A 4,527-nucleotide genomic window follows, 5' to 3' on the forward strand; every position below is an offset into this window, starting at 1 on the left:
GACAAGACCCAATATGCTCGATATTTCGAAGGGATACCCCTTAATTGGTCCTGTGAAGTCAAAGTGGAAAAACATCACGAGACGTGCGATTTTGTCTTCGACGTGTACATGTCAGCGCAAAACTGAGTCTGACACAGCAAACGCCACGCGGTCGCAAACCAGGACGCAGGACGGATTTCACGAGTGATCCGGCAGTGATTGCGCGGCGCGAGAAAGCGCTATCGCGGTGGCAGACTGTCGATGGCTAGTTTCAAAGCTAAAGTCGAAAAGGCGCATAATCACTCGCCCCGGCCAGCCCTTGCAACCCCGACCAGCCGGGCAGGCCGGGGCTCAGCGCTGTGCCAACAAAAGCCTCGATCGGACATTTCTACTTTGCAAATAAACGGACAATTCAACTCTGCCGCCACATAGGTGGTGCATATATAATACGATCTAGCAAAGATTGATTCCTCCTATCATTCAAGATCGACAATCTGCTTTCGGTTCATTTAAGGCATTGGCAGCAGTTATATTCAAAGCGCCCGGGCGAAGGCCCGGGCGCTTGTCTTTCTTCAAGATGACCATGTTACCACTTCGTGTTGAAACCGACATTGGCCTTGAGCGCATAGCTGTCGGCAAAATCGACTTCCTCGACCGGGTGAACCCGATCAAGGCCTGCCTGCAAAAGGGATCGGACTGAGGTATAGGTCAGCGCGTTGATGACAAGCGCTCGTTCGCAGGCAGCGTCGAGGCGATCATGCTCATAGCGTCGGACAAGGGAGAGAATGCCAAGCGCCGCGCGATATCCCTGTTCAGGATGTGGTTTGTCGCGCTCATTCCGGCATGCCGCTGATGAGATTTGGGCATATGTTCCTTCACCGTGACGTATCCACAGTGGACGTTATTGCAGCAACAGTTTTTGTTTAACTGGCAGATTCCCTCCTGCTCGTCCTTCTCAAAATGCGCCGTTTTATTTCAATGGAGCCGGTGTCGGACCGAGAGAATTGGGTTTCGAGCTCTCAAATGATCGCAGTAGATTCAAGCGGTTCCGGAACCACGTTTGGCAGGAGTGTGCAGCAGTCCGATTGACATCAGAGAACAATTAAGTTGATATCAATCTATTGAGTGTGGTTATCTCCTATCCTCGCTCGCAAGCTGAGAATTTGAGAGAGCCATTAACAATCATTACAACGATAGCTTCGTCGAAATCCAGCTTGCGCCTACTGACTCTGTAACAATTTCTGCTGACCGTCAAACATGCTTGGCGCGAGAAATTCAACTGGGAGAGAATATCATGAAGATCGTAACAAGCTTGAGCTTTCAGGGCCAGTGCCGCGAAGCTTTCGAATTTTATGCCAGGGTCCTGGGAGGTAAGATCACCGCGGCAATGCGGTATAGTGACGGCCCGCCGGATTTGCCAATTTCGGATGAAAAATATAAGAATTGGCTGATGCACTGCTGGTTGGAGGTCGGTGACCAAGCCTTGATGGGAGCAGATATGGATGTTCAATGGGCTCCAAATGTCGACAAGCCGAAGAATGGTTTTGATGTCACTTTGCATACGGAAGAGCAGGCGGAGGGACAGCGCTGGTTCAATGAGCTCTCTGAGGGCGGTAAGGTGGTTAATCCGTTCGGCGAAACCTTCTGGTCGCCCGGCTTCGGTTCACTCGTCGACAGGTTCGGTGTTCCCTGGATGGTTAATACCATTCCATCGTCCGGTTGGAGTCGGTCGCAAGGTTAACCCCAAATGAGCGATTAATTCGGGCGACGCTGCCACTGATAGTTCGCAGCATTTGCCCAATCCAAACTTCAACCGGCAACGAAAGTAGATATCGGTTTGCATTATGTGCGTGGGCGACTATGCATGATCGGCTGTGGATGGCTGCATTGGCGGCCATCCACATATTCCGATAACGTAGTTATCGAGTACTCGAACCACAGTGGTGGTTGCCGTGAACTTCGAAGGCGGCGCCACGGATTTAATCGAACTTTCCACCAGCAAAGAAGCTCGACCGCAAATTGGAGGGGTAGCAACGTTGTGTTACGCTATGTTTCCGCCACCCGAACTGGTTGAAGTCGTAGCTCTTCTAATACACGGGCATTAGCTGCGCGGATCTGGGGAACAGAGACCATCCGTTGGCCGGTCCACGGCTACTTTAACGCTGCAAGCGCAATTGTCTCTGGTCCGTTAAACAGCAGCTCGACCGTGCAAGCGTCCATGTCCAAATGGAAAAACAATAGTTGCTCTGCTCTGGTATCGATCATCCTGAACACTGCCGGCATTTTGTACCGTTGGCTTGACCTGGACCGACCTGCCATCGGGTGCATGTCCATCAACGCCTGTGCTGGTGCGGGAAATGAACTTGATACCAAAAATGTCGGCAGCTTGGGCATCGCCCAGATTTCCGATTAGATTGCCATCAGGGGCGAAGGCCGCAGCTCGCGGAGTGATCGCGTACCTTATTGTGTGCAACGATCAACTCACGAATGGCGGGAGGGGAACAAACTTCAGGCAGGTGCGCCGGTATTGAGCGCTTGGCGGTAGTTTTACGATTGAATAGCATTCTCGTGGTAGAGCGATGCTGGTAAAATTAATTGCTTACCATTCTGCAGAACAGACCGGACCGGCGGCGTCACAGCCAGTTTTCAGCCCGGACACCTGGCATGCGAACGAACTCGCGCATATTGTTAGTGACGACGATCAGGCCTTCGCTGCGCGCATGCGCACCAATTTGCATGTCATGCGGGCCACACGGCGTACCGGCGCGTTCCAGTTCGGCCCGAACCTGGCCGTAATGCACTGCCGCCTTGCTGGCAAACGGAAGCACGTCAAGCCTCGCCACAAAATGCTCGATAGCCATCAGATTATGTTCACGGCGGGCGGACTTCTCGGCGCCGTAATGCAACTCGCCAAGCGTTATGCTCGATATGCAAAGGTATTCCGCCAGGGAATTGAACCTCTCAAGGACGGAAGGCGGATAATTCTTCATGACATAGATGCAGATGTTCGTATCCAGCATATAGACGTGCATCAGAAAGTCTCGCGCTCTTCCGCTGCCGGCTGTACCCGCTCGCTCATGAAGTCGTTAGTGACGCGCGGGCCATTAAGGAACAGATCGTCCCAGCGCTCACCCTTCGGTACGATAACGCGGCTACGGCCAACCTTCAGAATCTCCACCTGATGCACCTCCTCGGGGAAAGCCACAGCTTTGGGCAAACGCACTGCTTGACTGCGATTGCTGGTGAACACCGTTGAACTGGTCATGGGTACCTCCTGTTTGTGATATGCCAACGGGATATACATAACCTCCTATGCACGGAAAATCAAGGTGGATCCGTTTGAGCTCATACGCTAGGTCGCGCTGCAAATCGCACTTCAAGCTAGCGCTCGTGGACAAAGATTAACTGCGGAATCGTTTTTTGATTCAAGGCTGCCATTTCGAGGCTGCTTTGGGCGAACGGATCGGTTTGACAGACGAGGAATGGACAGTAATCAGTCCGCTTCTACCTGCTGAAAGTGGGCGTGGATGCCGCCCTGCTCAGGACAATCGGCGTTATTTCGAAGGCATGCTGTGGATGGCGCGCACAGGAGAGCAATGGCGGCATCTGTCTGATGAATACGGCAAGTGGAACGCGTCTTCAGCCGATATCGTTGACGCTTCACGCCAAGCTGCCTCAGTCTTGCTGCCTGTTTCCCGGCCATAGTTCCTCCATGCCGTCAGATCGCCCTCCTCCCGGCGTGAATAGAAACGCAAACAATAACCAAAATGATAATGCTCTCGGATACCCGTGGAGTGCTCCCCATTTCACCGGACACGTCGGCTAGATTGTTTTAGCCCTGATGAACTGCCGAGGGGAAGCCATCTTGAGAGCGGAATGGGGATGGATTTCGTTGTAGTCCTCGATCCATCCGTCGATGAGACGGAGCGCCGTTTCGGCGTCCGGTAGTGCCGAGATGCGGACGTAATCCCGCTTCTTGGTTTTGACGAAGGCTTCTGACATGCCATTCGACTGGGGACTGGCCACCGGCGTGAAGCAGGGTGTCAGGTTGAGCGCCTGGGCGAATAGCTTCGTATCCCTCGCGGTGTAAGCCGACCCATTGTCCGACAGATGTTCGATTGCATGTGGGGCTCTGGTTCCGTTGAAGCGTTTCTCGACCGCCTCCAGCATCATATCGCGCACGTCCGAGCCGGAGATGCCCGCATTGGCAACTGCCGTCCAGGCAATGATCTCGCGGTCGAAGGCATCGATGATGAACGCGAGACGAATGACCTCGCCATTCCAGCAGGTGAACTCCAGACCGTCCGAGCACCAGCGCAGATTGGATCGCATAACCATGACCTTGCCGTCATGGATGCGGCCCTTGCGAACGGCGGTATGCTTCTCCAGCAGCATGGCATGGTTGCCCATGATGCGATGGACCCGTTTGGCGTTGACCACAGGCTTATCGGCGGCCCGCCTTTCGCGATTGAGGAGCGCGGCGATCCGCCGATAGCCATAGGTTGGCCTTTGATCCACCAGCCTGCGAATGGTGGGCAGAAGCTCTGC

The 4,527-nt window shown here is 53.8% G+C and carries 6 protein-coding genes and 1 pseudogene; 2 read left to right on the forward strand and 5 right to left on the reverse strand.

The window, feature by feature from the left end:
* Positions 1-565 precede the first annotated feature (565 nt).
* Positions 566-808, reverse strand: a pseudogene (locus ACOWVS_RS23255) (hypothetical protein); the annotation flags it as partial.
* 465 nt (positions 809-1,273) lie between these two features.
* On the opposite strand from ACOWVS_RS23255, the gene ACOWVS_RS23260 reads away from it, so the two are divergent.
* The gene (locus tag ACOWVS_RS23260) at positions 1,274-1,720 is read left to right on the forward strand and encodes a VOC family protein (RefSeq protein ID WP_075042541.1); all 447 of its coding nucleotides are present in this window, start codon (positions 1,274-1,276) and stop codon (positions 1,718-1,720) included.
* A 447-nt stretch (positions 1,721-2,167) separates the two neighbouring features.
* Here ACOWVS_RS23260 and ACOWVS_RS23265 read toward each other — a convergent pair whose 3' ends face one another.
* The 3 genes from ACOWVS_RS23265 to vapB all read right to left on the reverse strand — a co-directional run bounded on the left by ACOWVS_RS23265 (position 2,168) and on the right by vapB (position 3,244).
* Positions 2,168-2,452 carry a DUF6998 domain-containing protein gene (locus tag ACOWVS_RS23265; RefSeq protein WP_420973173.1) on the reverse strand — a complete coding sequence of 95 codons (285 nt, stop codon included), beginning with the start codon at positions 2,450-2,452 and terminating at the stop codon, positions 2,168-2,170.
* 160 nt (positions 2,453-2,612) lie between these two features.
* Entirely contained in the window at positions 2,613-3,011 is a 399-nt protein-coding gene (gene vapC / locus ACOWVS_RS23270) for a type II toxin-antitoxin system tRNA(fMet)-specific endonuclease VapC (RefSeq protein ID WP_075042543.1), read from the reverse strand.
* On the reverse strand, positions 3,011-3,244 hold the full coding sequence (vapB, locus tag ACOWVS_RS23275; protein WP_075042544.1) for a type II toxin-antitoxin system VapB family antitoxin: 234 nt from the start codon (positions 3,242-3,244) through the stop codon (positions 3,011-3,013). The genes vapC and vapB overlap by 1 nt, the downstream gene beginning before the upstream one ends.
* A 203-nt stretch (positions 3,245-3,447) precedes the next feature.
* Between vapB and ACOWVS_RS23280 the strand changes: the two genes are divergently transcribed.
* Positions 3,448-3,684 (forward strand): transposase, encoded by a 237-nt coding sequence (locus tag ACOWVS_RS23280; protein ID WP_420973175.1) that lies wholly within the window; start codon positions 3,448-3,450, stop codon positions 3,682-3,684.
* A gap of 117 nt (positions 3,685-3,801) precedes the next feature.
* Here the strand turns inward: ACOWVS_RS23280 and ACOWVS_RS23285 are convergent.
* Positions 3,802-4,527 (reverse strand): IS3 family transposase (locus ACOWVS_RS23285; RefSeq protein ID WP_420973174.1); only part of this gene is annotated, 726 nt, incomplete at its 5' end.

The organism is Brucella sp. IR068, from assembly GCF_049065885.1.
GTDB lineage: Bacteria > Pseudomonadota > Alphaproteobacteria > Rhizobiales > Rhizobiaceae > Brucella > Brucella intermedia.

Coding starts and splice junctions, on each gene's coding strand:
- ACOWVS_RS23260 (WP_075042541.1), top strand. CDS start 1,274: ATGAAGATCGTAACAAGCTTGAGCTTTCAGGGCCAGTGCCGCGAAGCT.
- vapC (WP_075042543.1), bottom strand. CDS start 3,011: ATGCACGTCTATATGCTGGATACGAACATCTGCATCTATGTCATGAAG.
- vapB (WP_075042544.1), bottom strand. CDS start 3,244: ATGACCAGTTCAACGGTGTTCACCAGCAATCGCAGTCAAGCAGTGCGT.